Below are 22,764 nucleotides of genomic sequence, written 5' to 3'. Positions count from 1 at the left end.
AATCCGCGCGACCTCCGTTCACCAAAGCGGCAGGTTTTGGGCCAGATCGACCGTCCGAGTGAGGCAGCGCAAGTCGGCCGCAACATTTCCGCCCTACTGTTGGATGCGACCGCGAGGCCGCCGAGACGGCCCGCTCACAGGGTTCGTCAATTCGGAAGGGTTCGTCATGCGTGTTCTGGCCCGGTTCTTCGCCGTCTTTTTCGTGTTCGTGGCGGCGATCTTCGCCAACGCGCATACCGCCAGCGCGCTGGTGCGCGTCAATGTCGACCTCTCGACCCAGACCATGCGGGTGACCTCCGACTCCGGCGACAGCCACACCTGGAAGATCTCGTCGGCCCGCCAGGGCTATGCGACGCCGCGCGGCGTCTATCGGCCGCAGCGCCTCGCCAAGATGCACTACTCGCGCAAATACGACATGTCGCCGATGCCGCACTCGATCTTCTTCAAGGGCGGTTACGCGATCCATGGCACCGGCGCGGTGAACGCGCTCGGCCGGCCGGCGTCGCACGGCTGCGTGCGCCTCGCCAGGGCCAACGCCGCCCGATTGTTCGCCATGGTGCAGAAGGAAAGCGCCGTGATCACCATCACGGGCGTGTCGCCGGCCAGCACAATGGTCGCCGGCAAGGCGAAGGCGGGCAAGACGCACCTCGCTTCGCACAAGCGCCAGCAGCCGGCGCAGTGGGCCGAACGCTCGCTCCCGACTTCGCCGATGGGCTTCGCCGCGGCCCCGGCCGCGCCGTCCGCCAAGAGCTGGGCGAAGAGCCCGGGCGCGTGGTGGCTGTCGCGCTAAGTCGGCTTCCGGCCCGCGCGCCGGCGGAGTAGGCTGCGCGCCGGAGGCCCGATGTCCGGCGGCGAAGGCGAGCGCGGCGACGCGCGAAACGACGCGGAGGATCCGCAGCGCACCACCGTGAACCTGGTGGCCGCGATCCTGTGCCTGCTGCTGCTCGGGGCGGGGTTGTTTCTGGTGGAGTCCATGGACCGGGCCAAAAAGGCGCAGAACTGCCTGGAGGCCGGAAGGCGCAACTGCGCGGCGCTCCCGGCCCGCTAGCATGCGCCAAACGGCGGACGGGTGCGCCTTTCGGGCGCTCGACCCGGTCGGGTGGTTGTGGCACGGTTGATGCTACTTCGGATCGTCCTCCCGAGCGGGGACGCTGAACTGGATCGTCATGGGGCGGCTTCCTTCGTGAGCAAGCGCATTCTGATCGTTCTTCACCAGGAGCACTCCACTCCCGGTCGCGTCGGCCGGCTCCTGCAGGAGCGCGGCTACGCGCTCGACATCCGCCGCACGCCGCTCGGCCAGCCGCTGCCCGACACCATGGACGAGCATGACGGCGCGGTGGTGTTCGGCGGTCCGATGAGCGCCAACGACGAGCATCCATGGGTCAAGGACCAGATCGACTGGATCGGCTCCGTGCTGCGCGCCCGCAAGCCCTATCTCGGCCTGTGCCTCGGTGCGCAGATGCTGGTGCGCCAGCTCGGCGGGCGTGTGGACGCCCATCCGGAGGGCCACGCCGAGATCGGCTATTACGCGCTGCGGCCCACCGACAAGGGACAGGGCTTCTCGCAGGAGATCGGCGCGCCCTGGCCGGGCCGCGTCTACCAGTGGCACCGCGAAGGCTTCGACATGCCGGGCTGCTGCGAGCCGCTGGCCGAGGGCGACATCTTCCCCCACCAGGCGTTTCGCTGCGGCGAGCGCGCCTTCGGGCTGCAGTTCCACCCCGAGGTCACCTACGCGATGATGTGCCGGTGGACCGTGCGGGCGCACGAGCGCATGGCGATGCCGGGCGCGCGCCCGCGCCACGAGCACCTGCAGGGCTGGCACCTCAACGATCCGCAGGTCCGCACCTGGCTGGACGCCTTCCTGGACCACTGGCTGTCGCCGCCGGCCGCCAGCACGGCGCCCACCTGCGCGGACCGGGCGGCGGCGGCCGATCCGGCGCGCATGGCGGAGCCAGCCCGGCGGTTCGCCGAGCTCGTCTGAGCTGGGGCGATCGCCCTTTGGCGATCACCTCTGCGCGATTGCGGGTCACGGCGCCTTCCCGGCCGGGCCGTCCCCTGTAAGCTTCGGGTTTCGGGAGGGCAGCGCCATGGCGGGATATCGGTTTGCGGCGATCGCGGCGGCGGCCGCCTTGTGGGCCACGCCCTCGTGGGCGGATTCCATCGACGGCTCGTGGTGCAACGAGAAGACCGGCAAGACCTTTCAGATCCGTGGTCCCACCATCGTGACGCCGGGCGGCGCACGCCTGGAGGGCGCCTATTCGCGCCACGGCTTCCAGTACACCGTGCCGCCGCAGGAGGCGCCGGCCGGCGCGCCCGTGACGATGCGGCTCATGGGCGAGAACGTCGTGCAGCTCCAGGCCGGCGACGCCGGCCAGCCGGAGCTGTGGCGGCGCTGCGAGCAGACGAGCTGATCACGCTCCCGATCGCGGCATGAGCCGCAGGATCACGAGCGCGCCGATGGCCCAGATGGCGTTGTAGACCAGCGGGTAGATGGCCCGGCTGGCCACGAAGCCGATGCCGCGGCCCTTGATGGGCGCGATCACGAACCAGCCCACGAGGCTCATCAGCACCGCCATGATGAGCACGGCCGAGACCGCCCCGATGACCCCGCGGCCGGTGTGCGGCATGATGGAGGTGAGCAGCACGCCCCAGAGCCCGCCGAAAAACGCGGCCGACGCGATGGCGGGAACGCCGAACGGCGGCACCGGCGCCATCGACCAGGCGCCGCCGCCGCCGAAGCCGAGCTTGCCGCCGAAATACGTCGCCGTCTGATGGACCAGCAGCACCGACAACGCACCGGCCACGAAGCCGAACACCACCCGCCACCCCATCGACCGTCTCCCCCGAATCGCCTCGATTACGGAGCAAATTAAAGCTTCGGCCGCAAGGCCAGGGCGTTCCGCTACCCCCTCGCGGCGAAAAATGGACGTGTTAAGCTCCGGCTTCGAGCCAAGTGGGGAGTCGCGACGATGGCCATGAAATCGGTTCTGGTTCCGGTGGAAGACAACGAGGGCATGCAGGCCACCCTGCAGACTGCCCTGGCGTTCGGCCGGCGGTTCGGCAGCTGCATGGAGGCGGTCGCGACGCTGCCGCTGATCGACAACTACATCGTGGGCGAAATGGTGCCGCTCTGGCCGCCGGCGCAGACCGGCACGGCCGACAGCTCCCGCGACGCCCTCATGCTGTTCGAGCGCTTCATGGAGGAGAACGGCGTCCAGCGCCGCGAGCGCGCGCCCGAAGGCCCGAGCTGGACGGTGCGGGACGGCGCGCTGCTGGGCGACAGCGCGGTCGCCGCGCATGCGCGCGTGTTCGACATCACGGTGGTGGGCCGCCCCGGCGCGGGCGCGGCCGGGCCGCGGCTCTCGCTGCTGGAGGCGGTGCTGTTCGAGAGCGGCAGGCCCATCCTGATGGCCCCGCCCGGCGGGCCGCCCGAGCGCGGCGCGATCGGCGAAACCGTCCTGATCGCCTGGAACTGCAGCACCGAAACGGCGCGCGCGGTCTCGATGGCGATGCCGATCCTCGTGCAGGCGCGCCGCATCCGCATCCTCACCGTGGAGGGCGCGACGGTGCCGGGGCCGTCCGGGGACGAGCTCGTCCGGCGCCTGCGGCTCGATGGCGTGGAGGCGGACGCCGTGACGGTGCAGCCCGGCGGCCGCAGCCAGGGCGAGGCGACGCTGGACCACGCCGCCTCGTTCGGGGCGGACCTCATCATCAAGGGCGCGTACACGCAGAGCCGGCTGCGGCAGATGATCTTCGGCGGCGTCACGAGCCACATCCTGAGCGCGTCGACGGTGCCGGTGCTGTTCGCCCACTAGGCGCCGAGTCGCTTGAGACGAAGCTCGGGCGGAACCGACCGTCCGAGGCGGCGTTGCCCGGTCCACAACGGACAGGAGCGACGTATGACCCTTTCGCAAACCCTCAGGGCGGCCGCGCTGGCGGCCGGCTTCGGCGCCATCGCGACCACCGGCCTCGCGACGGCCGCGCAGGCGCAGACCACCATCATCCAGGAAGAGACCGGCTCGATCGACGACGGCTATGCCATCGCGCCCGAGCAGGAGACCATCATCCGCCGCCGGATCATCGAGGAGCGCCTCGCGCCGGTGGAGATGCAGGGCGGCTCCGTGCGGGTCGGCAGCATCGTGCCCGACTACGTGGACCTGCAGCCCATGGAAGGCATCGGCTCGCGCCGTTTGGCGCAGCTCGCCTATTTCGTGTCGCCCGACGAGAAGATCGTGGTCGTGGAGCCGCGCAGCCGGCAGGTCGTGAAGATCATCGACCAGCAGCGCTGAGCGACAACCGGAGCTCTGGAGCGGAACTCGCTCTAGCGCCCCCCGGGGGCCAGCACCGGAATGCCGTGGTGCTTGGCCTTGCCCTCCGGCTCCACGTGGATGGTCACGATCGCGCCGTGGATGGCGTCCTTCAGGGCCGCCTCGATGCGGTCGCAGATGGCGTGCGAGGCGTCCACCGTCATCGCGCCCGGCACCACCAGGTGCAGGTCGATGAAGGTCGCCTTGCCGGCGTGGCGGGTGCGCAGATCATGCGCCTCCAGCGCGCCATCGGCGTTAGCCGAGATCACGCCCTGAATGGCGGCGTGCTCCTTGGGAGTCACGGCCGCGTCCATGAGGCCGGCCGTCGATTCGCGGATCAGGCCCCAGCCCGACCACAGGATGTTGACCGCCACCAGCGCGGCCAGCGCGGGATCGAGGATGCTCCAGCCGGTAAGCGCCGCCAGCCCGACGCCGAACACGACTCCGCCCGAGGACACCACGTCGCTGAGCAAGTGCTTGCCGTCCGCCACCAGGGCGGGCGAGCGCAGCTTGCGGCCACGCGAGATCAGCACCCAGCACCAGCCGGCGTTGATCGCGCTGGCCAGCCCGTTGACGAGCAGGCCTTCGAGCGGCGCCTGGATGCTGCGCGGCGTCAGGTAAGCCCCATAGGCCTCCCGGAAGATCGCCACGGCGGCGAGAACGATCAGCGCGCCTTCGAGCACGGCCGAGAAATACTCGGCCTTGTGGTGCCCATAAGGGTGGTCGGCGTCGGCCGGGCGCGCGCTGTACCAGACCGCGATCAGGGCGGCGACAGCCGCCACCACGTTGATGACGCTTTCGACCGCATCGGAATACAGCGCGACGCTGCCGGTCCACAGATAGGCGACGATCTTCAGGCCGAGGACGACGACGCCGACCAGGATGCTGCCGGCTGCGATCTTCAGTCCCTGTTCCATCTCGCCCTGGCTCAACCCTGCCGCATGAGACGCCGCTAAAGCACCGAAGCCGCCCGAAGTCTAGGACTCAATTCGCAATTGACAATCAGTTGCAGAACGAGCCCGCGCTCGCCCGGGTTCTCGGAGCGCGCCCGTTCAAAGTGTCCGCCGGGTTCACGCGCCCGAGCCCGCGCGTTGGTTCAGGGGCGTCGGATGGGCGCGGCGCAGGTCGAAATCGATCCTGGCGCGCCGGTCCGTGCTGGCGCCGCCAAGCAGGATGTGGATCTCGTTGGCCCCCATCGCGAGGGCGGCGAGGCGCTTGGGATCACACAGGAATCGCTGATGGAAATCGGCCGCCTCGCCGATATAGAGCGGCGAGCAGGCGCCGTTCCGCTCCCGGCGGACCATGATGAAGTTGGCGGCCGCGCAGTGGACCTGCGCAAAGGGGTGGACCCCGTGGTCGTACCACTGGCCGCTGGCGCCCTGCCATCGGTGGATCTCGCGCATCGCGATAGCGCCAAACTCCCGGTCTGCTCGGGAGAAATCATAGCCCAAAACACGTCAGGGTAGAAACGGGCGCGGAGCCGGAGCCCCGCGCCCGCCCGGTCAGGCGTGGTCGGGGTTCGGCAGGCGGCCGTCGGGCGTGTACTGGTCTACGGCCTTGGGAAGCTCGCGCGAAAGCCTGGCCAGCAACTCGTCCTTGGACAGGCCGGTCTGCTGCGACAGAGTCGCGAGCACGTCCGGGCCGATCGCGGTCTGCAACTGCTGCGGCTCAACGGGCTTGTTGGGACCCGGGCTCACCCAGGAGTCGACGGTCTCGCCCTGGCCGGCCTGCTTGAACTGGTCGATCAATTGGCCGAGGCCGCCGCTCAGCAGTCCACCGGCGCTTCCGCCGGCGAGGCCGCCGAAGAGCCCGCCGAGATTGCCGAAGCCGCCAGCCTGACCGGACGGCGCGCCCTGGCTCCCGAGCCCGCCCGGCCCGGTCGGACGACCGGCGGCGCCGCCGCCCAGCCCGCCGAGCATCTCGGCGATCTTGTCCTTGTTCTGGTATCCCGCGACGGCGAGAAGCCCCAAAAGGGCCGTCATGGAGGGAAGGCCTCGGCTCATGGTCGTTCTCCGCTGCTGGTGGGTTGCAGCGCATAGAACCGGCGGCGAGCGCGGGTGTTCCCGATCAGGGTCAGCAAAGCGCCGACGCGAACCGCGTTGGCGGCTTCTCGGGAGCCGTGCGAGGTGCGCTTGCGGTGTTCGGGACCCCTGGTGGAGCTGAGGGGATTCGAACCCCTGACCTCTGCAGTGCGATTGCAGCGCTCTCCCAACTGAGCTACAGCCCCTCTCCGGGTGCGCGCCTTTTAGGTGGGGGGCGCCGGTGTTGTCAATCACCAAAGTTCCGGCGGGTCCCGCCGGGTTTTCGGCGACGGCCGAGAGGATCGCGCAACGCTGTGGCGTGCTTGCTCTTGTGGGCCGCGCACGGCCCCGTTAAGGCTCTCAAACCGCCTGTCCGCACGGCCTCTCCGACGGAGCCTTCCCAGCAATGCGCGCCATCCTCGACGTGATCCTGCTCGTGCTCGATCTCTACACCTGGATCATCATTGCGTCCGCGATCCTGAGCTGGCTCGTCGCCTTCAACGTCATCAACGTCCGCAATGACGTGGTGCGAATGATCTGGAACGGCGTGTACCAGCTTACCGAGCCGGTGCTGGCGCCCATCCGGCGGCGCTTGCCGGACCTTGGCGGCATCGACGTGTCGCCGATCGTGCTGCTGCTGCTGATCTTCCTGATCCAGCGCGTGATTGGCCTCTACATCTACCCGAACGTGTTCTGATGGCCGCCGAAACCTCCACCACTCCCTGGACGGTCGATTCCGCCGGCCTGATCGTTTATGTCCGGCTGACGCCCAAGGGCGGCAAGGATTGCATCGAAGGCATCGAGGCGCTGGCCAACGGCAAGCCGGTGCTGAAAGCCCGCGTGCGGGCCGTGCCGGAGGCCGGAAAGGCCAACGCCGCGCTGGCGCGCCTGCTCGCAGACGCGTGCGGGGTGGCGCATGGCAGCGTGGCGTTGACGGCGGGCGGCGCCGCGCGCGTGAAGACGCTGCGGATCGATGGCGAGCCCGAGGCGTTGGCGAGCCGACTGGCGCAGGCCTGCGTGGTGCGCCGCGCCCGCGCCAAGGCGGCGCCCACGATCCGCAAAGCCGCCGACAGCTGAGCGAGACGGGTTCATGACGGCCGCGATCATCGACGGAAAAGCCGCAGCGGCCGCATTGCGCCAGCGCATCGGCGCGCGGGTCGGCGAATTGGCCAAGCAGGGAGTCACGCCCGGGCTCGCGGTGGTGCTGGTCGGCGAAAACCCGGCCAGTCAGGTTTATGTGCGCTCCAAAGCCAAGCAGACCGTCGAGGCGGGCATGCGCTCCTTCGAGCACAAGCTGCCGGCGGACACGAGCGAACAGGATCTGCTGGCGCTGGTGGGCCGCCTCAACGCCGACGAAGCCGTGGACGGCATCCTGGTTCAGCTGCCGCTGCCCGCCCAGATCAACGCCGAGCTGGTGCTGGAGGCGATCGACCCCCGCAAGGACGTGGACGGTTTCCACCCGGTGAACGCCGGGCGCCTGGCGTCAGGGGCGCCCTCGCTCGTGCCGTGCACGCCGCTGGGGTGCCTCATGCTGTTGCGCGACCTCAAGGGCGACCTCGCCGGGCTCGAGGCGGTGGTGATCGGCCGCTCCAACATCGTCGGCAAGCCCATGGCGGCGCTGCTGACGGCCGAGAGCTGCACGGTCACGATCGCGCATTCCAAGACGCGCGACCTGCCGGCCGTGTGCCGGCGGGCCGACATCCTGGTGGCGGCCGTGGGCCGGCCCGGCATGGTCACGGGCGACTGGGTGAAGCCCGGCGCGATCGTGCTCGACGTGGGCATTAACCGGGTGTCCGCGCCCGAGCTCGGCGAAGGCAAGACCCGCATCGTGGGCGACGTCGACTTCGCCTCCTGCGCGGCCGTGGCGGGCGCGATCACGCCCGTGCCGGGCGGCGTCGGGCCGATGACCATCGCGTGCCTGCTCGCCAACACGCTGACGGCCGCCTGCATGCGGCGCGGGCTGCCCAAGCCGGTCCTGTAGGCTGCGCCACAACGGCCTCGGCCGAATGTCTAGCCAGCCTGACCCTTGCGGGAGCGCGGCCGCGCCTGCCACAAAGGGCGCGACCAGCATCCATCCGGCGAGGCGCGCATGACCACCAAGACCAATTCGGGCCGCTTCTTCGAGGATTTCGCCATTGGCGAGGTGATCCGGCACGCGACCCCGCGCACCGTCACGGCAGGCGACGCGTCGCTCTACGCGGCGCTGTACGGCACGCGCTTCGCCGTGCAGTCCTCGGATGTGTTCGCCAAGGCGCTGGGATACCGCCACGCGCCGGTCGACGACCTCCTGGTGTTCCACATCGTGTTCGGCAAGACGGTGCCGGACGTGTCGCTGAACGCGGTCGCCAATCTGGGCTACGCGGCGGCGCGCTTTCTCGCGCCGGTCTACCCGGGCGACACGCTGCGGGCGGTCTCGGAGGTGATCGGCCTCAAGGAAAACTCGAATCGCCGCACGGGCGTCGTTTATGTGCGCTCGACGGGCTTCAACCAGGACGGAGTCGAGGTGCTCGACTACGTGCGCTGGGTGATGGTGCACAAGCGCGACCCCGAGGCCGTGATCGCCGAGGAGCACGTGCCGACGCTGCCGCGCGTGGTCGCCACGGACGCGCTTGGCGACGCCTGCCCGGCGCTCGACCCCGCCGCCTATGACGACGTTCTGGCCGGATCGCTCGACCGTTGGGACGACTACGAGGTGGGCGAGCAGATCGACCATGTCGACGGCATGACGGTGGAGGAGGCCGAGCACATGCTGGCCACCCGCCTCTACCAGAACACCGCCAAGGTGCATTTCGACCAGCTCGCGCAAGCCTCGAGCCGCTTCGGCCGGCGCTTGATCTATGGCGGGCACGTCATCTCGCTGGCGCGGGCGCTGAGCTTCAACGGGCTCGCTAACGCTTTCCACGTCGCGGCCATCAACGGCGGCCGGCACGTCGCGCCGCTGTTTGCGGGCGACACCGTGTATGCGTGGAGCGAGATCCTCGACAAGCAGCCGCTCCCCGGACGCGACGACGTCGGCGGGCTGCGCGTGCGCATGGTCGCGACCAAAAACAAGCCCTGCCGCGACTTCCCGCTGAAGGATGGCGAGGAATACGACCCGGCCGTGATCCTGGACCTGGATCTGTGGGTGCTGGCGCCACGGTGAAGTGATTCGCCGACCAGCAGATCACGTTGGCGCGCGACTCGGTTTGAGTGGTGATTCGATGATCATCAGACCGGCACCGGGCGTGACCGCGAGCGGGAACACATCCGCCGCTGGATGATTCGGCGACCATCCCAGGCGTCTGCAATCACCCTGCTTTTTGGAAATGTTTCACTGACCGTTTCGCGGCCGCCCGATTAGGCGCGCGGGGACCGCCAACCGCACAAGCGAATCAGGAGATTCAGGAATCTGCGTCCAATCGCGCAGCTGTCGGAGCGCCATTGTTGATTCGCGGCTCACCGCAACGGCCGTAATTGCAAGGTGAATCCGAATTGATTCCTCGACCAGCGCGCGACGCTCACGAACCTTGGGACGTGCGACGGACAGCCAGACGTTCGAGCGCGGTGGCGGGCGCCCGGTCGGGAAGCCTGGGGGCGGGATTGGCGCGCCCCGGATGCAGCGTCCGGATCACCTGCCGGGCGCCGGCCAGAAAGGTTTCCACATAGAGGCCGATCACGGCGTCGCGGCTGTCCACCGGGGCGCGGTAGATGTGCTCGCGCACGCCCTGGAACACAACCGCGCCGTGCAGCAGCATCAGCATGTCGCGCTCGGCGGCCAGCATCGGGCGCGTCGCGGTGGCGGGCAGGCCGGCCTCGCGGCGCAGTTCATCCAGCAGCGGGGCGAAGATCTGGTCCGTGAGAGCGCCGCCACGGCGGCTCGGCAGCGGCAGGCCGTCCAGGGCGGCGCGCATCAGCAGGCGGATGGCGGGGCCGTCGTCCTGGTCCGCATAGGCGCGATAGACTGTCGCAAGGCGTTCGGCCAACGGCAGCGAGCGGTCGGCCAGAACGGCCGGGAGATCCTCCCGCCAGCGGCTCCCGGCCACGCGGGCGAACACGGCTTCCACCAGCGCGTCCTTGGACTCGTAGTAGCGGTACAAAAGCGCCTGCCGGATCCCCATATTGGCGGCGAGAACATGCGTGGAGGCCGCAAAGCCATGTTCGGCGAAAAACGAGACGGCGGCGACGAGGATCTCCTCGCGGCGCTCCAGCGCGCTCTTGCGGACGGCCCGCGTGCGGGGCGCGGCGACCGGGGCGCTCTTGTGCGGCGCAGCAAGACGGCGTTTTGCGCCTGCCGAGGCGGGCGGGTGCGTCACCGTCGCTGGGGGCCGAACCCTCGCCATCCCGTCGAATCGCCCTAACTGCGCCAAACGTCGCGTATCCTACCGCATTGCGAAAGGGGGGGACACGCGTTACTGAAACACCGCCCCGTTTTCGCCACGAAAGAGAAGGCCATGGCCGACTCCCCGGTCCGGACGCAACGTCCGCTCTCCCCCCACCTGCAGATCTTCACCCCGTACCTCACGATGGTGATGTCGATCCTGCACCGCATCACCGGGGGCGCGCTCTATGTCGGCACGCTGCTGCTGGTGGTGTGGCTGATCGGCGCCGCGAGCGGCCCCGCCGGCTACGCGCGGGTGCAATGGTTCATGGGGTCGATCATCGGCCAGCTGATCCTGTTCGGCTACACCTGGGCGCTGATCCACCATCTCATCGGCGGCGTACGGCATCTCGTGTGGGATGTCGGGCTGGGCTTTGGCCCCGAAGCGCGCGAGAACATGGCCCGCCTCAACATTATCGGCTCCATCGTGCTGACGATCCTGATCTGGGTCGTCGCCCTGATCGTGCGCTGAGGAGAACCGGATGTCGGTCTTCGGAAAATTCTCCATCCAGACGCCCTACAAGCGCGTGCACGGCCTCGGCAGCGCCGGCGCGGGCACCGAGCATTTCTGGAAGCAGCGCGTCACCGCGGTGGCGCTGATCCCGCTCACGCTGGTGTTCGTGGTGGTCGTCATCCTGGCCGCCGGCAAGGACTACGACGCGGCGCGCCGGCTGCTCGGCAACCCGTTCGTGGCGCTGATGATGCTGCTGTTCGTAGGCGCGGGCGTCAGCCACATGCGCATCGGCATGCAGGTGATCATCGAGGACTACGTCCACGAGGACGTGCCGAAGATCGCCCTCCTCGTGCTGAACACCTTCTTCTCGATCGCGACGGGCCTCGCCTGCGCGTTCGCGATCCTCAAGCTGAGCTTTGGAGTCTGAACCATGGCCGGACCTGCCAACGGAACCGCCGCTCCCTCGCTGAACGGCAAGGCCTACCCGATCACGGACCACACGTTCGACGTCGTGGTGGTGGGCGCCGGCGGCGCGGGGTTGCGCGCCACGGTCGGCTGCTCCCAGGCGGGCCTGCGCACGGCCTGCATCTCCAAGGTGTTCCCCACCCGCTCGCACACCGTGGCGGCGCAGGGCGGCATCTCGGCCTCGCTCGGCAACATGGGGCCGGACGACTGGCGCTGGCACATGTACGACACCGTGAAGGGGTCCGACTGGCTCGGCGACCAGGACGCCATCGAGTATCTCTGCCGCAACGCGCCCGCCGCCGTGTATGAGCTCGAGCATTGGGGCGTGCCGTTCTCGCGCACCGAGGAAGGCAAGATCTACCAGCGGCCCTTCGGCGGCATGACCACCGAATACGGCAAGGGCACCGCCCAGCGCACCTGCGCGGCCGCGGACCGCACCGGCCACGCCATCCTGCACACGCTCTACGGCCAGGCGCTGCGCGCCTCCACGGAGTTCTTTATCGAGTACTTCGCGATCGACCTCATCATGGACGAGGAAGGCCGCTGCGTCGGCGTCGTCGCGATGAAGATGGACGACGGCACCATTCACCGCTTCCGCTCGCATCTCACCGTGCTGGCGACCGGCGGCTACGGCCGGGCCTATTTCTCGGCCACCTCGGCCCACACCTGCACGGGCGACGGCAACGCCATGGTGCTGCGCGCCGGCCTGCCGCTGCAGGACATGGAGTTCGTGCAGTTCCACCCCACCGGCATCTACGGCGCGGGCTGCCTGATCACCGAGGGCGCGCGCGGCGAGGGCGGCTACCTGACCAACTCCGAGGGCGAGCGCTTCATGGAGCGCTACGCACCCTCCGCCAAGGACCTGGCGTCGCGCGACGTGGTTTCACGCGCGATGACGATGGAGATCCGGGCCGACCGCGGCGTCGGCAAGAACAAGGATCACATCTACCTGCATCTCGACCATCTCGACCCCGCGATCCTGCACGAACGCCTGCCCGGCATCTCGGAAAGCGCCAAGATCTTCGCGGGCGTGGACGTCACCAAGGAGCCGATCCCGGTTCTGCCGACCGTGCACTACAACATGGGCGGCGTGCCGACGAACTACCACGGCGAAGTGCTGACCCTGAAGAACGGCAACCCCGACACGGTGGTGCCCGGCCTGATGGCGCTCGGCGAAGCCGCCTGCGTGTCCGTGCACGGCGCCAACCGGCTGGGCTCGAATTCGCTGATCGACCTCGTGGTGTTCGGCCGCGCGGCCGGCCTGCGCGCCGCCGAGCTGGTGACGCCGGGCGAGAAGCATTCCGAGCTGCCCAAGAACTCGGCCGAGCTGTCGCTGTCGCGCCTCGACAAGGCGCGCTACGCCAACGGCTCGACCTCCACGGCGGAACTCCGCGAGCGCATGCAGCGCACCATGCAGAACAACTGCGCGGTGTACCGCACCGGCGAGGTGCTGGCCGAGGGCAAGCAGCTGATCACGGATGTTTGGCGCGGCGCCGCCGACATCAAGGTCACGGATCGCTCCATGATCTGGAACTCCGATCTCATCGAGACGCTGGAGTTCGAGAACCTGATCACCCAGGCGGTGGTCACCATGGAGGGCGCACTGAACCGGCAGGAGTCACGCGGAGCCCAGGCGCGCGAGGACTTCCCGGATCGCGATGACAAGAACTGGATGAAGCACACGCTGGCCTGGGTCGACGAGCAGAACTACGCAGTCTCGCTCGATTACCGGCCCGTGCACACCTACACGATGACCAACGACGTCCAGTACATCGAGCCCAAGGCTCGCGTGTACTAAGGGAGCACTGCGTCACATGGTTCAGCTCACCCTTCCCAAGAACTCCCGGCCGGTCGACGGCAAGGCGTGGCCGAAGCCGGCCGGCGCCAACAGGCTGACGGAGTTCCGCATCTACCGCTACGACCCGGATGGCGAGAGCAATCCGCGCATCGACACCTATTGGGTGAACCGCGACGATTGCGGCCCGATGGTGCTGGACGCGATCATCTGGATCAAGAACACGATCGATCCGACGCTCACCTTCCGGCGCTCCTGCCGCGAAGGCATCTGCGGCTCCTGCGCGATGAACATCGACGGGACCAACACGCTCGCTTGCACCAAGGCGACGGACGACATCAAGGGCGCGGTGCGGATCTACCCGCTGCCGCACATGCCGGTGATCAAGGACCTGGTCCCGGACCTGTCGAGCTTCTACGCCCAGCACGCCTCCATCGAGCCCTGGCTGCAGACCACGAGCCCGAGCCCCGAGAAGGAATGGCGCCAGTCACCCGACGACCGGCACAAGCTCGACGGCCTCTACGAGTGCATCCTGTGCGCCTGCTGCTCGACATCCTGCCCGAGCTATTGGTGGAACGGCGACCGCTATCTGGGCCCCGCCGCCCTGCTGCAGGCCTATCGCTGGCTGATCGACTCGCGCGACGAGTCGACGGGCGCGCGCCTCGACAACCTGGAAGACCCCTTCCGGCTCTACCGCTGCCACACCATCATGAATTGCGCGAAGGTCTGCCCCAAGGGCCTGAACCCGGCCAAGGCCATCGCGGAAATCAAGAAGATGATGGTGACGCGCCAGTTCTGACCGCTTGCGCCGGGCATACCGGGCGCGCAACCACAAAGCGCCTCGCCGTCATTGCGAGCCGGAGGCGAAGCAATCCAGTCTAGCGGCCCGGCGTTAGGCTGGATGCTTCGCTGCGCCCGCAATGACGGGAGGAGAACCGCCGCCGTCTATCTCACTGCCGTATAGACAAAAGCTCACGGCCGCAATCCCGGGCGGCCTGCGCGGCAGGTCGGGACGGGGCTCCAGGGCCACTCCCCGATGCCGGGCCAAGTCTCCTGAATCGCCTCCCCGGCGCTCCGCGCCGCCGGGGATGACGAGAGGATTTGACCTTCATCGCAGCGCCTCGCCGTCATTGCGAGCCGGAGGCGAAGCAATCCAGTCTAGCGGCCCGGCATCGGGCTGGATCGCTTCGCAGCCCCTCGCATCCCGGGAGGATGTTCCCGGCGTGACCGCCCTAGTCGGTCAGGACGCCTTGGAGGCCGCCAGCCGGACTTCGCGGCGGGTGAAGACGTCCGCCTCCTTGAGCGTGCGAAACACGAAGTCGAACCAGGACCTCACCTCGGCGAGACCCGACGACGCGGTCCAGAGGTCGACGTCCAGCATGTCCATGAGCTGGTCCTCGTCGGCTTCCAGCACGGCTTCGAGCGAAACGCCGTTACGCTCGATGGCGGGCCAGATCTCGGCCTGGCAGGCCGGCAACGTCACGAAGATGAGGTCCCGATCCGGAAACTTGCTTTTCAGGCCGGCCTCGAAGCCTGCGCCTTCAAAGGAACCGCCGACCTCGTTCTTGACAATGAAGATGCGGTTGAGCCGGAACGGCTTCTTGGCGACCACGGTCTCGATCAGGTTCGCGATGTCATCGAAGGCGTGCTTCTGCGCCTTGCAGACGCAGAACAGGTCGACCTTGGGAGCGTGCTTCTTTTCCATCAGGCCGGCGAGGTTGCGGTCCGCGCCCCAAGCCACCACGCTCTGGATCACGTTGGCGCCAAGGTCCACGATGGCGCCGCCTTCCAGAAACAGCGGGCCGACCTTGTCCCAATAACGCAGCGCCGCGTTGGCGTTGTTCTCGGTTCTGGCGGCCGTGAGCGAGGCTCCGACGCCGAACTCCGTGACCCGGTCCGGGTAAAGCTTGCCCAGCTTGGAGCGTCCGGATTCGTCCGTGAAGTCGGCGGCGTAGAGACCGTAGCTCTGGCCGAGCTTCTTGGACGCGAGATACAGAAGCTGTGCGGTTGTGGTTTTGCCCTGGCCGCCCGCATGGGCGACGCTGATCAGGGTGGGGGCGGCAGGCAGCGGACGAGGGGCAGACGCCATTGGAAAGGGCCTTCCAGTTACAACGCGAACTGGAAGGAGACTTAACAGATCGTCGTGATTACCAAAAGGTGTGTCGTCTAAAATCTGATATCATGTGAACGTTTGGTTAAGAAAAAGCCGCCCGGAGGCGGCTTTCTACTTCGAGTTGTAGAATTTTACTGCACAAGCTTGGGGCCGCCGGCGCCGACACGCTCGTTCTCGGTGATGATGCCGAGGCGGCGCGCCACTTCGGTGTAAGCCTCGACCAGGCCGCCAAGGTCGCGACGGAAGCGATCCTTGTCGAGCTTGTCGTTGGACTTGATGTCCCACAACCGGCAGCTGTCGGGCGAGATCTCGTCCGCGACGACGATGCGCATGAGGTCGCCTTCCCACAGGCGGCCGCATTCCATCTTGAAGTCGACGAGCCGAATGCCGACGCCGAGAAAGAGACCGGACAGGAAGTCGTTGACCCGAATGGCCAGCGCCATGATGTCGTCGATCTCCTGCGGGGTCGCCCAGCCGAACGCCGTGATGTGCTCTTCCGACACCATCGGGTCGTTGAGCGCGTCGTTCTTGTAGTAGAACTCGATAATCGAGCGCGGCAGCTGCGTGCCTTCCTCGATGCCGAGGCGCGTCGCCAGGGAGCCGGCGGCGACATTGCGCACCACGACCTCGAGCGGAATGATCTCCACCTCGCGGATGAGCTGCTCGCGCATGTTCAGCCGACGGATGAAGTGGGTCGGCACGCCGATGTCGTTCAGGTGCTGGAAGATGTACTCGGAGATACGGTTGTTGAGCACACCCTTGCCGTCGATGACCTCATGCTTTTTGGCATTGAAGGCTGTCGCGTCATCCTTGAAGTGCTGGATCAACGTACCCGGCTCCGGACCCTCATAGAGGACCTTGGCCTTGCCTTCGTAGATGCGACGGCGGCGGTTCATCGGCGTATACCGTGTCTTGAGAAAATCCATGGGTACGGCCGGGCTCCTGGGGAGATCGTCCGCGACGTAGTACGCGGGCGGATATGGATCGGACCCGCCTCGCGCTCGCGCCCGCAAACTAGCTTATCGGGGGCGCCAGCACAATGTTGCGGCCTTTCGGCCTGCTGCGACGATCGCCAAAGCGTCCGGGCGATCAGCGAGGCTGTCCGCGTTCACGGCGTATATGGCCCCGTGTGCGCCGCAACGCAAGCCGGAGCGGCGCAACGGCCCCGTCGAACACTGGCGCCTGGGCCGGCGCGTAGCTATATCGGGGACGAGATTCGGCGACGGCGGCACGCGCCGGGCCCAAACGAGAGGGGACATGATGACGACGTTCGACAAGCGCGAGCAGGGCTTCGAAAGCAAGTTCGCCCACGACGAGGAGCTGCGCTTCAAGGCCACGGCCCGCCGCAACAAGCTGCTCGGCCTCTGGGTCGCCGAAAAGCTCGGCAAGACCGGGCCGGACGCCGAGAACTATGCGCGCGAAGTCATGAAGGCCGATTTCGAGGAAGTCGGCGACGAGGACGTCTATCGCAAGGTCAGCGGCGACCTCGGCGGCAAGGCCACCGAAACCGAGATCCGCACCGTCATGAACCAGATGATGGCCAAGGCCGTGCAGCAGGTGCAGGACGGCGCCTGAGACGATAACGGCGCATAATCTCCTCGTGGCCGCGCCCCTTCTCTCGACGGGAGAAGGTGTCAGCAACGCTGACGAATGAGGGACTCGAAGCTGGCCGCCAGGGCTCCATCCCACCCTCCCCTTGAGGGGGAGGGTCGCCGCGCAGCGGCGGGGTGGGGTGAGGTCGGGCGTGAAGCTCGAGGCCTCCTGATCCCGGCCGACAGAGCGCTGCCCCAGCCCCACCTCACCCCGTCTGCTTCGCCCGTCGACCGTTCCCCTTGAGGGAGGGTGACGAGCGCGCAACCGCTGCGCTGACGCCGAGGCTGCCATGCCGCGCGGCCGGGTTGCGGGTTCGGCCGGCCCGACCCTAGTGTCTGTCCCCGAAGCGGCGCCCACGACGGCGCGCCGCCGCAGAAGCGCCGGCGCCAGGTCGGCCAGGGGAAACGCCATGCCGCTCAATCCAGCCTTCGCCTCCCTGACGCAGCGCCTCGGCAAGGGCACGGGCTCGGGCCTCCTTACCGGCTGGGTCGGGCTGCCGGATCCGCTCGTCGCCGGCATGGTGGCGACCGAGCCCTTCGACAGCGTCGTGCTCGACATGCAGCACGGCTTCGTCGACCTCCACTCGGTGGTGCAGGGCATCGCCCAGGTGGCGCTGGCCGGCAAGCCCGCGCTGGTGCGCATCCCGGTTGGCCAGTTCGCCACCGCGTCGCGGGTGCTGGACGCCGGGGCGGCCGGCGTGATCGCCCCCATGGTGAACTCGGCCGCCGACGCGCGGGCGCTTGTGAGCTTCACCAAGTATCCGCCCCTAGGCGAGCGCAGCTGGGGACCGGCGGTGGCGCTGAATGTTTGCGGGTTGTCGGCGCCCGAATACCTCGCCCAGGCCAACGCCCTCACGGCCACGATCGCGATGGTGGAGACCCGCGCGGCGCTGGCCGCCATCGACGAGATCCTGGCCGTGGACGGCATCGACGGCGTGCTGGTGGGCCCGGGCGACCTCTCGATCGCCCTTTCGGACGGCAAGTCGGTCAATCCGATGGCCGCCGAGGTGGATTCCGCGCTCGCCCATGTGGCGCAGCGCTGCAAGGCCCACGGCAAGGCCGCCTGCACGTTCGTGACCACGGGCGCCAAGGGCGCGGACGTGATCCGCATGGGCTACGACTTCGTGTCGCTCGGCACCGACGTGATGCAGTTGCGCGCCGGCGCGAACGCGTTCATCGGCGCCTGCAAGGCGGGCTAGAGCCCGCAGGCGGCTAGCCCTCGCCGGGCTTTTCGCCCGTCGGCCGCTCCGGCACGCCCAGCGCGTCGGCGAGGCGCGCCTGGGCGGAACCCGGCCTCAACGGCTTCTGCTGGCTCTCGTGCGGGGCCCAGCCGGAGAGCCAGATCAGCTCAAACGTCGCCCGCACCCGCCCGTCCGGGTCGGAGAAGCGGTCGGCGTAGATCTCCAGCGCGCGCACCAGCGTGGCGCGGTGCAGGGGCGTGCGCCGGCGCGCCACAAGCGCGTTGGCGGCCCCCATGGCGCGCAGGTCGCGCATCAGCGCCAGCGGGTCGGCGTAGCGCACCACGAAGGCGTCCGTGTCCGTGACCGGGATCGCGAGCCCGGCGCGCTGCAGCAGGGCGCCCAGGTCGCGCACGTCCGCGAAGGGCGACACCCGCGGGCTCGCGCCGCCCTCGACCTCGCTCTCCGCCTGCGTGAACGCCTGGCGCAGCTCCGTGAGCGTCGCGCCCCCGACCATGCACCCGAGGAAGAGCCCGTCCGGGCGCAGCGCGCGCCGGATCTGCGCCAGCGCGCCGGGCACGTCGTTCACGCCCTGGAGCGTGAGCAGGCTCACGACCAGGTCCACGCTCTCGGGCGCGAGCGGGAGCGCCTCCTCGTCGCCCGCCAGCGTGGTCCAGCGCGGGTCCGCGGGTTCGGGCAGGGGAGCGATGCGCGTCACCGCGCCCACCTTCGGGCTCGCGGCCAGCGCCTCCGCGGCGTAGGGCAGCGCGCCCGCCAGGTCGACCGCGCGCTCGAACCGGCGCAGCACCGCGCCCAGCCGGTCGCCCAGGTCCTCGGCCGCGCGCCGGAGCAGGAACGCGGCCCCGTGCGGGTCCGGCCCGGCGAGCGCCCGGGCGAGGCGGGTGCGGGCGAGGTCGCGGTCGAACAGGCGAGGAGGCGCGCTCATGCGTGGGGGTATGGGGCGCGGGGGCGCCCGCGTCAAACGCGTGGTGCGTTGCAGGCCCGCCCGGGCCTAGGCTCGCCCGCATGGACGACCAAACGCCTCCGCCCGCGCCTCCTGCCGAGCGCCTCCGCGCCTGGGTGCGCGCGACCGCGCTCGCGCGCGAGGGCGCCCGCCTGGGCCTGCGCGCCGCCGTGGACGTGCTGTACCCGCCCGGCTGCGTCGCGTGCGGGCGCGCTCTCGCGCAGGCGCACGCGCTGTGCCCGCCGTGCTGGCGCGCCGCGCCCTGGATCGAGCGCCCGTATTGCGAGCGCCTGGGCGCGCCCTTTCCGGTGGACATGGGCCCGGGCGCGATCTCGCTCGCGGCCGCCGGCGACCCGCCCGTGTTCGCGCGCGCCCGCGCGGCCATGCGCCACGACGCGGTCGGGCGAGAGCTCGCGCACCGGCTCAAATACGGCGACCGCATGGACCTCGCGCCCATGATGGGGCGCTGGATGGCGCGGGCCGGGCGCGAGCTGCTGGCGGACGGGCCCGTGATCGCGCCCGTGCCGCTGCACTGGACGCGCCTGTGGCGCCGGCGCATGAACCAGGCGGGCGCGCTGGCGGCCGCGGTTGCGCAGGAAAGCGGGGCCGAGCTCGCGCCGGACGCCCTTGAGCGGCGGCGGCGCACGCGCTCGCAGGTGGGCCTCACCCGCAACGAGCGCGCCGAGAACCTGCAGGGCGCGTTCGCGGTCACGGAGGCGGGCAAGCTCGCCATCAAGGGCCGGCGCGTGCTGCTGGTGGATGACGTGTACACCACGGGCTCCACCGCCAACGCGGCCTCGCGGGCCCTCTTGCGCGGCGGCGCGGAGGCCGTGGACGTGCTCACCTTCGCGCGGGTCTGCCTGCCCGCCTGACCGCATGGCTGCGACGCTTGGAATTCGCGCGCGCCCGCCACTATATAGGCGGGACGAACGCGCTACCGGAGCTTCCGCATGTCCGCCGTCACCATCTACACGAAGTCGTACTGCCCCTACTGCCACTCCGCCAAGGACCTGCTGCGCCAGAAGGGCGTGCAGTTCCAGGAGATCGACGTCACCACCGACCGCGACGGCCAGGCCGCGATGGCGCAGCGCGCCGGGCGCTCCACGGTTCCGCAGGTCTTCATCGGCGACCAGCATGTCGGCGGCTGTGACGATCTTTATGCGCTGGAGCGGGCCGGCAAGCTCGACACGCTGCTGGCCGCCTGAAATCCTGAAGCGTTCCAAACGCGAGAACCCGCCATGAGCCGCACCCCCTTTATCGCCGCCTGCGCGCAAATGCGATCCGGCGTCGATCCTGCCGCCAACATCAATCAGGCGGCCGGCCTGATCCGCGAGGCGGCGGCGGCGGGGGCGAGCTATGTGCAGACCCCCGAGATGTCGAACGCCGTGAACCGGGACCGGAACGGCCTGTTCGCGTCCATCGCGCCCGAGGGCCGGGATCCCATGCTGGCGGCCTTCCAGGGCCTGGCGCGCGAGCTCGGGATCCATATCCATGCGGGTTCGCTCGCCATCCTGCGCGACGACGGCAAGATCGCGAACCGGGCCTTCCTGATCGCCCCGACCGGCGAAATCGAGGCGCGCTACGACAAGGTTCACCTGTTCGACGTGGACCTGCCCAATGGCGAGAGCTGGCGCGAGAGCCGCACCTATACGGGCGGGGACAGCGCCGTGCTGGCCGATCTGCCGGGCGGGCGGCTCGGCCTGTCGATCTGCTACGACGTTCGCTTCCCCTATCTCTATCGGGCGCTCGCCGAGGCCGGCGCCGACTTCCTGTCCGCCCCGGCCTGCTTCACGCGCCAGACCGGCGAGGCGCACTGGGTGGTGCTGCACCGGGCCCGCGCGATCGAGACCGGCTCGTTCATGATCTCGGCCGCACAGGCGGGCCTGCACGAGGACGGACGCGAGACATTCGGGCACTCCATCATCGTTGATCCGTGGGGCCGCGTGCTGGCGGAAGCCGGCGACCAGCCGGGCGTGATCATGGCGGAAATCGACCCCGCTTTGGTGGCTGACGCCCGTGGCCGCATTCCCACGCTGCAGCACACCCGCACGTTCCGGGTCGAGCTCGCCGGGGCTGCGCCCCGCGCCCGGACCGCGTGAGCGGCCGACGGCACGGCGCGACGGCGTTCCACAACCCTGCAGCCGCCCGATGATCCGCTACGCTCTCGCCTGTGAATCCGGCCACTCTTTCGAGAGCTGGTTTCGCGACGGCGCATCCTTTGACGACCAGGCGGCGCGCGGGCTGGTGGAATGCCCGCATTGCGGCTCGGCCAAGATCGCCAAGCAGATCATGGCGCCGAGCGTAGCCCGGACCGACCGCGACGCCGCTGCGCCGGCGCCGGAGCCGAGCGACGCCGATGGGCCCGCCAGTGGGCCGTCGCCGGGCGGGGCGGCCCCCGTCGCTCTTCTGAGCGAGCGCGACATGGCGTTTCGCGCGTTGCTGGCCGGCATGCGCGAGCACATCAAGGCCAATGCCGAGAATGTCGGGCGCGGATTTGCGGCCGAGGCCCGCCGCATGCATGAGGGCTTGACGGATTTCCGCGCCATTTACGGCGAAGCCTCCGCCGAGGAGGCCCAGGCGCTCGCCGAAGAAGGCATCGACGCCACCGCGATCCCGTGGCTGAACGACGACCGCAACTGACCGAGCTCATCAACGAGGGTGTGTCGCTCGATGATGCTCCGCCGTGGGCGCCTCTGCCGTCGTTGCGAGCGACGCGGAGCAATCCATCTAACGCCGGGCTATTAGACTGGATTGCTTCGCCTCCGGCTCGCAACGACGGCGAGGCGCGGCGATGATGGGGCAAATTGCGTATGCGCAGCTTGCATCAGGTCCCGAGGCGGATGACGTCGCCTTCTTGGCGGCTGTCGTTTTCGCGATCACGTTCATAGCGGCTGGCGAGGCCGAAGGAGGGGAGCCAGCTTTCGCGGCGGATGGTCCAGAGCTCGTAGGTCGGCGCCAACTGGCTGGGCGCGTCGAGCGCGCCGAGGCTGACCTCGATCTCGTCGGCCGAGCGCGCGAAGACCGAGGAGCCGCAGCGCGGGCAGAAGTGCCGGCCCTTGAAGTCGTGGGTTTCGCCCGTCACCGTGACGGCGGTTTCGGGATAGATCGCGGACGCGTGAAACGGCGCCCCGTGATGCTTGCGGCAGTCGAGGCAGTGACACAGGCCCACCCGGTAAGGGCTCCCGGTCGCCCGAAGGCGAATGTCGCCGCACAGGCATCCCCCGGTGACACCGTCCATGCTCCCCTCCTGCTCGCCTGACGTCCAATTCCATATAACGGCGAGCTTGGGCGTCGGGTCCATCGCGCTCGTGGACGTCCGTCGTTGATGGCCGAGGCAGGCGCAGGGCGCCGCATGTTCGACCATGATTCGGCTTCATCCGCCGAAAGTCGACGATCAGCGATAACTTTCCATAGCCGCTCACCGGGCGGTTGCCAGCTTGCGCATGATGAGCTTCGCATGACGCCTGCCGATATCGTCACCTGATGAATTGCACAGGTGCGTGATCTATACTGGTGCG

29 protein-coding genes and 1 tRNA gene are annotated in these 22,764 nt (G+C 69.0%); 20 read left to right on the top strand and 10 right to left on the bottom strand.

What is annotated here, in order from left to right; all coding sequences use genetic code 11:
* Positions 1-166 precede the first annotated feature (166 nt).
* The 4 genes from IEV99_RS22330 to IEV99_RS22315 all read left to right on the top strand — a co-directional run bounded on the left by IEV99_RS22330 (position 167) and on the right by IEV99_RS22315 (position 2,411).
* Positions 167-790 carry a L,D-transpeptidase gene (locus IEV99_RS22330; RefSeq protein WP_188520050.1) on the top strand — a complete coding sequence of 208 codons (624 nt, stop codon included), beginning with the start codon at positions 167-169 and terminating at the stop codon, positions 788-790.
* A 51-nt stretch (positions 791-841) separates the two neighbouring features.
* On the top strand, positions 842-1,048 hold the full coding sequence (locus tag IEV99_RS22325; RefSeq protein WP_188520323.1) for a hypothetical protein: 207 nt from the start codon (positions 842-844) through the stop codon (positions 1,046-1,048).
* Between the two features lie 135 nt (positions 1,049-1,183).
* Positions 1,184-1,981, top strand: coding sequence for a glutamine amidotransferase (locus IEV99_RS22320; RefSeq protein WP_244644017.1), 798 nt, complete (start codon positions 1,184-1,186; stop codon positions 1,979-1,981).
* A 106-nt stretch (positions 1,982-2,087) separates the two neighbouring features.
* Entirely contained in the window at positions 2,088-2,411 is a 324-nt protein-coding gene (locus IEV99_RS22315; RefSeq protein WP_188520048.1) for a hypothetical protein, read from the top strand.
* On the opposite strand, the gene IEV99_RS22310 is transcribed toward IEV99_RS22315, so the two are convergent.
* On the bottom strand, positions 2,412-2,831 hold the full coding sequence (locus IEV99_RS22310; RefSeq protein WP_188520047.1) for a hypothetical protein: 420 nt from the start codon (positions 2,829-2,831) through the stop codon (positions 2,412-2,414).
* A 138-nt stretch (positions 2,832-2,969) separates the two neighbouring features.
* Between IEV99_RS22310 and IEV99_RS22305 the strand changes: the two genes are divergently transcribed.
* Positions 2,970-3,815 (top strand): universal stress protein, encoded by an 846-nt coding sequence (locus IEV99_RS22305; protein ID WP_244644016.1) that lies wholly within the window; start codon positions 2,970-2,972, stop codon positions 3,813-3,815.
* Between the two features lie 84 nt (positions 3,816-3,899).
* Positions 3,900-4,289, top strand: a complete 390-nt coding sequence (locus tag IEV99_RS22300) for a DUF1236 domain-containing protein (RefSeq protein ID WP_188520046.1) — start codon at positions 3,900-3,902, stop codon at positions 4,287-4,289.
* Between the two features lie 32 nt (positions 4,290-4,321).
* On the opposite strand, the gene IEV99_RS22295 is transcribed toward IEV99_RS22300, so the two are convergent.
* From IEV99_RS22295 to IEV99_RS22280, 4 genes are all read right to left on the bottom strand, one after another.
* On the bottom strand, positions 4,322-5,224 hold the full coding sequence (locus tag IEV99_RS22295) for a cation diffusion facilitator family transporter (protein ID WP_188520045.1): 903 nt from the start codon (positions 5,222-5,224) through the stop codon (positions 4,322-4,324).
* A 153-nt stretch (positions 5,225-5,377) separates the two neighbouring features.
* Positions 5,378-5,710 (bottom strand): hypothetical protein, encoded by a 333-nt coding sequence (locus IEV99_RS22290; RefSeq protein ID WP_188520044.1) that lies wholly within the window; start codon positions 5,708-5,710, stop codon positions 5,378-5,380.
* A 99-nt stretch (positions 5,711-5,809) separates the two neighbouring features.
* The gene (locus IEV99_RS22285; RefSeq protein ID WP_188520043.1) at positions 5,810-6,310 is read right to left on the bottom strand and encodes a YidB family protein; all 501 of its coding nucleotides are present in this window, start codon (positions 6,308-6,310) and stop codon (positions 5,810-5,812) included.
* A 148-nt stretch (positions 6,311-6,458) separates the two neighbouring features.
* Positions 6,459-6,534: transfer RNA gene (locus IEV99_RS22280), tRNA-Ala, on the bottom strand.
* Between the two features lie 200 nt (positions 6,535-6,734).
* On the opposite strand from IEV99_RS22280, the gene IEV99_RS22275 reads away from it, so the two are divergent.
* The 4 genes from IEV99_RS22275 to IEV99_RS22260 all read left to right on the top strand — a co-directional run bounded on the left by IEV99_RS22275 (position 6,735) and on the right by IEV99_RS22260 (position 9,470).
* A complete protein-coding gene (locus IEV99_RS22275) occupies positions 6,735-7,025 on the top strand; it encodes a YggT family protein (RefSeq protein ID WP_188520042.1) in 291 nt (96 codons plus the stop codon).
* Positions 7,025-7,405: a DUF167 family protein gene (locus IEV99_RS22270; protein WP_188520041.1), complete on the top strand. Its 381-nt coding sequence runs from the start codon at positions 7,025-7,027 to the stop codon at positions 7,403-7,405. The genes IEV99_RS22275 and IEV99_RS22270 overlap by 1 nt, the downstream gene beginning before the upstream one ends.
* A 13-nt stretch (positions 7,406-7,418) precedes the next feature.
* Positions 7,419-8,309, top strand: coding sequence for a bifunctional methylenetetrahydrofolate dehydrogenase/methenyltetrahydrofolate cyclohydrolase FolD (gene folD, locus IEV99_RS22265; protein WP_188520040.1), 891 nt, complete (start codon positions 7,419-7,421; stop codon positions 8,307-8,309).
* A gap of 108 nt (positions 8,310-8,417) precedes the next feature.
* Complete coding sequence (locus tag IEV99_RS22260) at positions 8,418-9,470, top strand: MaoC family dehydratase (protein ID WP_188520039.1); 1,053 nt, start codon at positions 8,418-8,420, stop codon at positions 9,468-9,470.
* 355 nt (positions 9,471-9,825) lie between these two features.
* Here IEV99_RS22260 and IEV99_RS22255 read toward each other — a convergent pair whose 3' ends face one another.
* Entirely contained in the window at positions 9,826-10,620 is a 795-nt protein-coding gene (locus IEV99_RS22255) for a TetR/AcrR family transcriptional regulator (RefSeq protein ID WP_188520038.1), read from the bottom strand.
* 138 nt (positions 10,621-10,758) lie between these two features.
* Between IEV99_RS22255 and sdhC the strand changes: the two genes are divergently transcribed.
* Genes sdhC through IEV99_RS22235 form a run of 4 tightly spaced genes read left to right on the top strand, consistent with a single transcriptional unit; the run spans position 10,759 to position 14,198 of the window.
* Complete coding sequence (gene sdhC, locus IEV99_RS22250) at positions 10,759-11,157, top strand: succinate dehydrogenase, cytochrome b556 subunit (RefSeq protein ID WP_188520037.1); 399 nt, start codon at positions 10,759-10,761, stop codon at positions 11,155-11,157.
* 10 nt (positions 11,158-11,167) lie between these two features.
* The gene (sdhD, locus tag IEV99_RS22245) at positions 11,168-11,566 is read left to right on the top strand and encodes a succinate dehydrogenase, hydrophobic membrane anchor protein (RefSeq protein WP_188520036.1); all 399 of its coding nucleotides are present in this window, start codon (positions 11,168-11,170) and stop codon (positions 11,564-11,566) included.
* A gap of 3 nt (positions 11,567-11,569) precedes the next feature.
* The gene (gene sdhA, locus IEV99_RS22240) at positions 11,570-13,402 is read left to right on the top strand and encodes a succinate dehydrogenase flavoprotein subunit (protein ID WP_188520035.1); all 1,833 of its coding nucleotides are present in this window, start codon (positions 11,570-11,572) and stop codon (positions 13,400-13,402) included.
* A gap of 16 nt (positions 13,403-13,418) precedes the next feature.
* Complete coding sequence (locus IEV99_RS22235) at positions 13,419-14,198, top strand: succinate dehydrogenase iron-sulfur subunit (RefSeq protein ID WP_188520034.1); 780 nt, start codon at positions 13,419-13,421, stop codon at positions 14,196-14,198.
* 441 nt (positions 14,199-14,639) lie between these two features.
* On the opposite strand, the gene IEV99_RS22230 is transcribed toward IEV99_RS22235, so the two are convergent.
* Both IEV99_RS22230 and purC read right to left on the bottom strand, forming a co-directional pair.
* Positions 14,640-15,488, bottom strand: coding sequence for a hypothetical protein (locus tag IEV99_RS22230; RefSeq protein WP_188520033.1), 849 nt, complete (start codon positions 15,486-15,488; stop codon positions 14,640-14,642).
* A 155-nt stretch (positions 15,489-15,643) separates the two neighbouring features.
* Positions 15,644-16,438: a phosphoribosylaminoimidazolesuccinocarboxamide synthase gene (purC, locus tag IEV99_RS22225; protein ID WP_188520032.1), complete on the bottom strand. Its 795-nt coding sequence runs from the start codon at positions 16,436-16,438 to the stop codon at positions 15,644-15,646.
* Between the two features lie 334 nt (positions 16,439-16,772).
* Between purC and IEV99_RS22220 the strand changes: the two genes are divergently transcribed.
* Positions 16,773-17,087 carry a DUF1476 domain-containing protein gene (locus tag IEV99_RS22220; protein ID WP_188520301.1) on the top strand — a complete coding sequence of 105 codons (315 nt, stop codon included), beginning with the start codon at positions 16,773-16,775 and terminating at the stop codon, positions 17,085-17,087.
* A gap of 427 nt (positions 17,088-17,514) precedes the next feature.
* Entirely contained in the window at positions 17,515-18,303 is a 789-nt protein-coding gene (locus IEV99_RS22215; protein WP_188520031.1) for an HpcH/HpaI aldolase family protein, read from the top strand.
* A 13-nt stretch (positions 18,304-18,316) separates the two neighbouring features.
* Here IEV99_RS22215 and IEV99_RS22210 read toward each other — a convergent pair whose 3' ends face one another.
* Positions 18,317-19,228, bottom strand: a complete 912-nt coding sequence (locus IEV99_RS22210) for a methyltransferase domain-containing protein (protein ID WP_188520030.1) — start codon at positions 19,226-19,228, stop codon at positions 18,317-18,319.
* 80 nt (positions 19,229-19,308) lie between these two features.
* Here IEV99_RS22210 and IEV99_RS22205 point away from each other — a divergent pair, with 80 nt between their 5' ends.
* From IEV99_RS22205 to IEV99_RS22190, 4 genes are all read left to right on the top strand, one after another.
* Positions 19,309-20,118, top strand: a complete 810-nt coding sequence (locus IEV99_RS22205) for a ComF family protein (protein ID WP_188520029.1) — start codon at positions 19,309-19,311, stop codon at positions 20,116-20,118.
* Between the two features lie 78 nt (positions 20,119-20,196).
* On the top strand, positions 20,197-20,451 hold the full coding sequence (grxC, locus tag IEV99_RS22200) for a glutaredoxin 3 (RefSeq protein WP_188520028.1): 255 nt from the start codon (positions 20,197-20,199) through the stop codon (positions 20,449-20,451).
* Between the two features lie 33 nt (positions 20,452-20,484).
* Complete coding sequence (locus tag IEV99_RS22195; RefSeq protein WP_188520027.1) at positions 20,485-21,345, top strand: carbon-nitrogen hydrolase family protein; 861 nt, start codon at positions 20,485-20,487, stop codon at positions 21,343-21,345.
* A 49-nt stretch (positions 21,346-21,394) separates the two neighbouring features.
* Positions 21,395-21,886 (top strand): DUF1178 family protein, encoded by a 492-nt coding sequence (locus IEV99_RS22190; protein WP_188520026.1) that lies wholly within the window; start codon positions 21,395-21,397, stop codon positions 21,884-21,886.
* Positions 21,887-22,070: 184 nt separating this feature from the next.
* Here the strand turns inward: IEV99_RS22190 and IEV99_RS22185 are convergent, their stop codons facing one another.
* Complete coding sequence (locus IEV99_RS22185) at positions 22,071-22,484, bottom strand: GFA family protein (protein ID WP_188520025.1); 414 nt, start codon at positions 22,482-22,484, stop codon at positions 22,071-22,073.
* Positions 22,485-22,764: the final 280 nt, after the last annotated feature.

The sequence above is a fragment of the Alsobacter metallidurans genome, from assembly GCF_014636935.1.
Classification (GTDB): Bacteria; Pseudomonadota; Alphaproteobacteria; order Rhizobiales; family Beijerinckiaceae; genus Alsobacter; species Alsobacter metallidurans.
The sequence above is the reverse complement of the archived record's forward strand: the minus strand, read 5'-3'. Positions and strand labels throughout refer to the sequence as shown.

What these genes read in the sequence shown, in the direction of transcription:
- IEV99_RS22190 (WP_188520026.1), top strand. Translation starts at nt 21,395, where the DNA reads ATGATCCGCTACGCTCTCGCCTGTGAATCCGGCCACTCTTTCGAGAGC.
- IEV99_RS22275 (WP_188520042.1), top strand. Translation starts at nt 6,735, where the DNA reads ATGCGCGCCATCCTCGACGTGATCCTGCTCGTGCTCGATCTCTACACC.
- IEV99_RS22230 (WP_188520033.1), bottom strand. Translation starts at nt 15,488, where the DNA reads ATGGCGTCTGCCCCTCGTCCGCTGCCTGCCGCCCCCACCCTGATCAGC.
- IEV99_RS22215 (WP_188520031.1), top strand. Translation starts at nt 17,515, where the DNA reads ATGCCGCTCAATCCAGCCTTCGCCTCCCTGACGCAGCGCCTCGGCAAG.
- IEV99_RS22185 (WP_188520025.1), bottom strand. Translation starts at nt 22,484, where the DNA reads ATGGACGGTGTCACCGGGGGATGCCTGTGCGGCGACATTCGCCTTCGG.
- grxC (WP_188520028.1), top strand. Translation starts at nt 20,197, where the DNA reads ATGTCCGCCGTCACCATCTACACGAAGTCGTACTGCCCCTACTGCCAC.
- IEV99_RS22315 (WP_188520048.1), top strand. Translation starts at nt 2,088, where the DNA reads ATGGCGGGATATCGGTTTGCGGCGATCGCGGCGGCGGCCGCCTTGTGG.
- IEV99_RS22325 (WP_188520323.1), top strand. Translation starts at nt 842, where the DNA reads ATGTCCGGCGGCGAAGGCGAGCGCGGCGACGCGCGAAACGACGCGGAG.
- IEV99_RS22310 (WP_188520047.1), bottom strand. Translation starts at nt 2,831, where the DNA reads ATGGGGTGGCGGGTGGTGTTCGGCTTCGTGGCCGGTGCGTTGTCGGTG.
- IEV99_RS22285 (WP_188520043.1), bottom strand. Translation starts at nt 6,310, where the DNA reads ATGAGCCGAGGCCTTCCCTCCATGACGGCCCTTTTGGGGCTTCTCGCC.
- IEV99_RS22210 (WP_188520030.1), bottom strand. Translation starts at nt 19,228, where the DNA reads ATGAGCGCGCCTCCTCGCCTGTTCGACCGCGACCTCGCCCGCACCCGC.
- sdhC (WP_188520037.1), top strand. Translation starts at nt 10,759, where the DNA reads ATGGCCGACTCCCCGGTCCGGACGCAACGTCCGCTCTCCCCCCACCTG.
- purC (WP_188520032.1), bottom strand. Translation starts at nt 16,438, where the DNA reads ATGGATTTTCTCAAGACACGGTATACGCCGATGAACCGCCGCCGTCGC.
- sdhD (WP_188520036.1), top strand. Translation starts at nt 11,168, where the DNA reads ATGTCGGTCTTCGGAAAATTCTCCATCCAGACGCCCTACAAGCGCGTG.
- sdhA (WP_188520035.1), top strand. Translation starts at nt 11,570, where the DNA reads ATGGCCGGACCTGCCAACGGAACCGCCGCTCCCTCGCTGAACGGCAAG.
- IEV99_RS22290 (WP_188520044.1), bottom strand. Translation starts at nt 5,710, where the DNA reads ATGCGCGAGATCCACCGATGGCAGGGCGCCAGCGGCCAGTGGTACGAC.
- IEV99_RS22295 (WP_188520045.1), bottom strand. Translation starts at nt 5,224, where the DNA reads ATGGAACAGGGACTGAAGATCGCAGCCGGCAGCATCCTGGTCGGCGTC.
- IEV99_RS22270 (WP_188520041.1), top strand. Translation starts at nt 7,025, where the DNA reads ATGGCCGCCGAAACCTCCACCACTCCCTGGACGGTCGATTCCGCCGGC.
- IEV99_RS22195 (WP_188520027.1), top strand. Translation starts at nt 20,485, where the DNA reads ATGAGCCGCACCCCCTTTATCGCCGCCTGCGCGCAAATGCGATCCGGC.
- IEV99_RS22300 (WP_188520046.1), top strand. Translation starts at nt 3,900, where the DNA reads ATGACCCTTTCGCAAACCCTCAGGGCGGCCGCGCTGGCGGCCGGCTTC.
- IEV99_RS22205 (WP_188520029.1), top strand. Translation starts at nt 19,309, where the DNA reads ATGGACGACCAAACGCCTCCGCCCGCGCCTCCTGCCGAGCGCCTCCGC.
- IEV99_RS22235 (WP_188520034.1), top strand. Translation starts at nt 13,419, where the DNA reads ATGGTTCAGCTCACCCTTCCCAAGAACTCCCGGCCGGTCGACGGCAAG.
- IEV99_RS22330 (WP_188520050.1), top strand. Translation starts at nt 167, where the DNA reads ATGCGTGTTCTGGCCCGGTTCTTCGCCGTCTTTTTCGTGTTCGTGGCG.
- IEV99_RS22220 (WP_188520301.1), top strand. Translation starts at nt 16,773, where the DNA reads ATGACGACGTTCGACAAGCGCGAGCAGGGCTTCGAAAGCAAGTTCGCC.
- IEV99_RS22260 (WP_188520039.1), top strand. Translation starts at nt 8,418, where the DNA reads ATGACCACCAAGACCAATTCGGGCCGCTTCTTCGAGGATTTCGCCATT.
- folD (WP_188520040.1), top strand. Translation starts at nt 7,419, where the DNA reads ATGACGGCCGCGATCATCGACGGAAAAGCCGCAGCGGCCGCATTGCGC.
- IEV99_RS22305 (WP_244644016.1), top strand. Translation starts at nt 2,970, where the DNA reads ATGGCCATGAAATCGGTTCTGGTTCCGGTGGAAGACAACGAGGGCATG.